General features: G+C 71.3%; 3 protein-coding genes and 2 pseudogenes. All 5 read right to left on the bottom strand.

The genetic code is table 11. From position 1 onward, the window contains the following. Nucleotides 1-213 (bottom strand): annotated as a pseudogene (locus tag VFZ20_RS01040) (MFS transporter); the annotation flags it as partial. A 190-nt stretch (nt 214-403) separates the two neighbouring features. Beyond that, the gene (locus VFZ20_RS01035; RefSeq protein WP_329681951.1) at nt 404-961 is read right to left on the bottom strand and encodes an SH3 domain-containing protein; all 558 of its coding nucleotides are present in this window, start codon (nt 959-961) and stop codon (nt 404-406) included. Beyond that, the gene (locus VFZ20_RS01030) at nt 873-1,370 is read right to left on the bottom strand and encodes a hypothetical protein (RefSeq protein WP_329681950.1); all 498 of its coding nucleotides are present in this window, start codon (nt 1,368-1,370) and stop codon (nt 873-875) included. The genes VFZ20_RS01035 and VFZ20_RS01030 overlap by 89 nt, the downstream gene beginning before the upstream one ends. Nucleotides 1,371-1,405: 35 nt before the next feature. After that, complete coding sequence (locus VFZ20_RS01025; RefSeq protein ID WP_329681949.1) at nt 1,406-2,185, bottom strand: hypothetical protein; 780 nt, start codon at nt 2,183-2,185, stop codon at nt 1,406-1,408. Continuing rightward, nucleotides 2,182-2,437: pseudogene (locus VFZ20_RS01020) on the bottom strand (hypothetical protein); the annotation flags it as partial. The pseudogene VFZ20_RS01020 and the gene VFZ20_RS01025, both read right to left, overlap by 4 nt.

Raw genomic sequence — 2,437 nt, 5'->3', positions numbered from 1 at the left:
CACGATGTCCGACAGCTTGCCAAAGATGGGGACGGCGATGGCCTGCATGAGCAGGTACGACGAGAACACCCAGCTGTAGAGCGCAAAACCGCCCAGCTCGGCGGCGATGCTGGGCATGGCGGTGGCGACGATGGTGCCCTCGATGGCGGCCATGAACATGGCCAGCACGAGGCCCGCGAACACGAGCGCGCGATGGGTGGTGCGTTCCTGCATTCCGTCCGTCGAGAGTGCTTCGGTGGATGACTGGTGCGTGCCTCCGCCCCCACGCACATTCCATCCCACGTGAGTCGCTGAGCAACCCCAAAAGCATTTTCTCACGCAGAGCCGCAGAGGACACAGAGTACTTCATCGCGCGAACGAAGTACTCTGCTGCCTCTGCTCCCTCTGCGTGAGAATGCGGTTTTCAGTTCTCGATGCGCGACGTCCCGCAGCCTTCCTCGTACGGTCCCGTGCGGAACGAGAACTGGTACTTGGGATACGTGGCGTTCGCGTTCTCGCGGTACCACCACGTCACCTCCAGCAGCCCCTTTTCGCTGAACTCCTTGACCGTGTCCGGCGCGCGGTTCATCTGCAGGTGCACCTCGCGCATGGCGTCGGCGCACTCGCCGGAGTACGACGGGACCACCGCCGGCCGCTCCGTGCGGACCAGGTTCAGCCGCGTAAAGACGTAGCCGCTGTCCGCGCCCACGATGCGCGCCCACCCGCGCGCGTCCGGCTCCGCCAGCGACAGCGTGTCGCCGCGCTTCAGCTGGCGCACCACGCGGTACCGCTCGCCGGGGCCGGAGCGCACGTTCAGGGTGCCGTAGGCGAAGTGCGAGTTGGGCTGCTTTGGCGCCGCCGCGGCCGAGTCCGCCAGCCGGGCGGCCGGCGCGTCAGCGGAGGACGAGTCGCCGTCCCCGCTCCCCAGCGCCAGCACGGCGAACACCCCCACGGCCATCACCGAAAGCACCTGCCTCTTCATCGACGTCTCCCGCAAGGTTCAGCACGAGCGCCGCGCCCCACGCGGCAAGGCACAGCAGCAGGTCCGCCCCGTCGAACACGCCGGGGACGAGGCCCATCCACTGCCCCACCTCCCCGCCCGCGCCCAGCGCGATGCCCACGCACAGCCACGCCCGCCGCGCGCGTCCCGGCTCGCCGCGCCAGACGAGCGCCAGGCATGCCGTCAGCCCGTACACCCATAGCCCGTCCGGCGCGCTGAACAGCAGCCACTCCGGCAGATGGTCGCCAATCGGCCGCGCCCACGCCCGCGCCGCCGGCACGAAGCTGCCCAGCCCCGCGGCATCGAGCCACTGGAACACGCGTAGCGTCGGCGACCGGAACAGCACGTAGATCGCCGCCCCGAGAAAGACGGGCAGGACGACGTGCAGCACGATTCGCGAAGCGTGGGACCGGCGATGGAGCGGGATCAAAGACGCAGACGTGTGGCGGAGGAACGCCGTGAGCGGAGCTGGACGATACGCATCCACCATCCGTTCCCGCAAGCTGAAGCCGGCGCCAAAACGAAGAAGCAGAGTACCGCACGATCTGCAGTACTCTGCTTCCTCTGCTCCCTCTGCGTGAGAAAGCAGTTCGTCTTTTCTAGCGCGAGATCCGCCGCGCGCAAAAGTACCCGGCGGACTGCGGCTGGCCGGCGCCGCTCTCCCACGTGCCCGCGAAGCCGTCCGCGTCCATCGAGCGGACGGTCAGCGCGAGGTACGCGCCGTCGAAGCGCTGCTGCCCGCGCTGGTTGGCATCCGCCCCCAGCCGCAGGAGGACGTCGTTGGTGCCGGAGGGGGCGCCCGCGCGCGTACTCCATCACCAGCACGCCGGGCGCCGCGGGGTCCGCGCGGCGCACGTCGCCCACGGCAAACGCGCCCACCCGCGCCACGTCCACGTCCGCGCCCCCGAACAGCGGGTAACGCACGCCCGCCGCCGCCGGCACGGGGAGCGGCCGCCCCCCGAACGCCTCCAGCCGCAGCGTCCCCACGGCCGACTGGCCGGACTGGGCGCCGCGCGTGGCCGTCATCGTGAGCCGGAACGGACCCGCCAGCGCGTCCGCCCGCGCCCCGGCCGCCAGCTCGCCCTCCGCCGGCGCGCAGGGCACCGCGGCGTCGGGCGCGGGGGCGCCGGCCGGGCAGGCGGCCGCCCCCATCACGAGGGTGGCCAGGGCGGCGGCCGGCCGCAGCCGGCGCAGGGTGCCGCTCAATTGCGGATCCGGGTCAGGCGGCCCGTGCGGCCCAACAGGTACTGCGGGCCCGTGTAGATGTCGTTGTGCAGCCGCAGCTGGGGCCGCTGCGTGTCGCCGCCCGCGCGCAGCGCCAGCGACAGGTTAAACGGATCCGCCGCGCCCACGTTCACCGTGTAGCCCAGGTCCACCAGCGAGCGCACCGTGAGCTCGCTCATGGGGTTGCTGCCGCCGCTGTTGACGTAGCCCGTCATGAGCTCGTTGGCCAGCACC

The sequence above is a fragment of the Longimicrobium sp. genome (assembly GCF_036280135.1).
Taxonomy (GTDB): Bacteria; Gemmatimonadota; Gemmatimonadetes; order Longimicrobiales; family Longimicrobiaceae; genus Longimicrobium.
The sequence above is the reverse complement of the archived record's forward strand: the minus strand, read 5'-3'. Positions and strand labels throughout refer to the sequence as shown.

What these genes read in the sequence shown, in the direction of transcription:
- VFZ20_RS01035 (WP_329681951.1), bottom strand. Translation starts at nt 961, where the DNA reads ATGAAGAGGCAGGTGCTTTCGGTGATGGCCGTGGGGGTGTTCGCCGTG.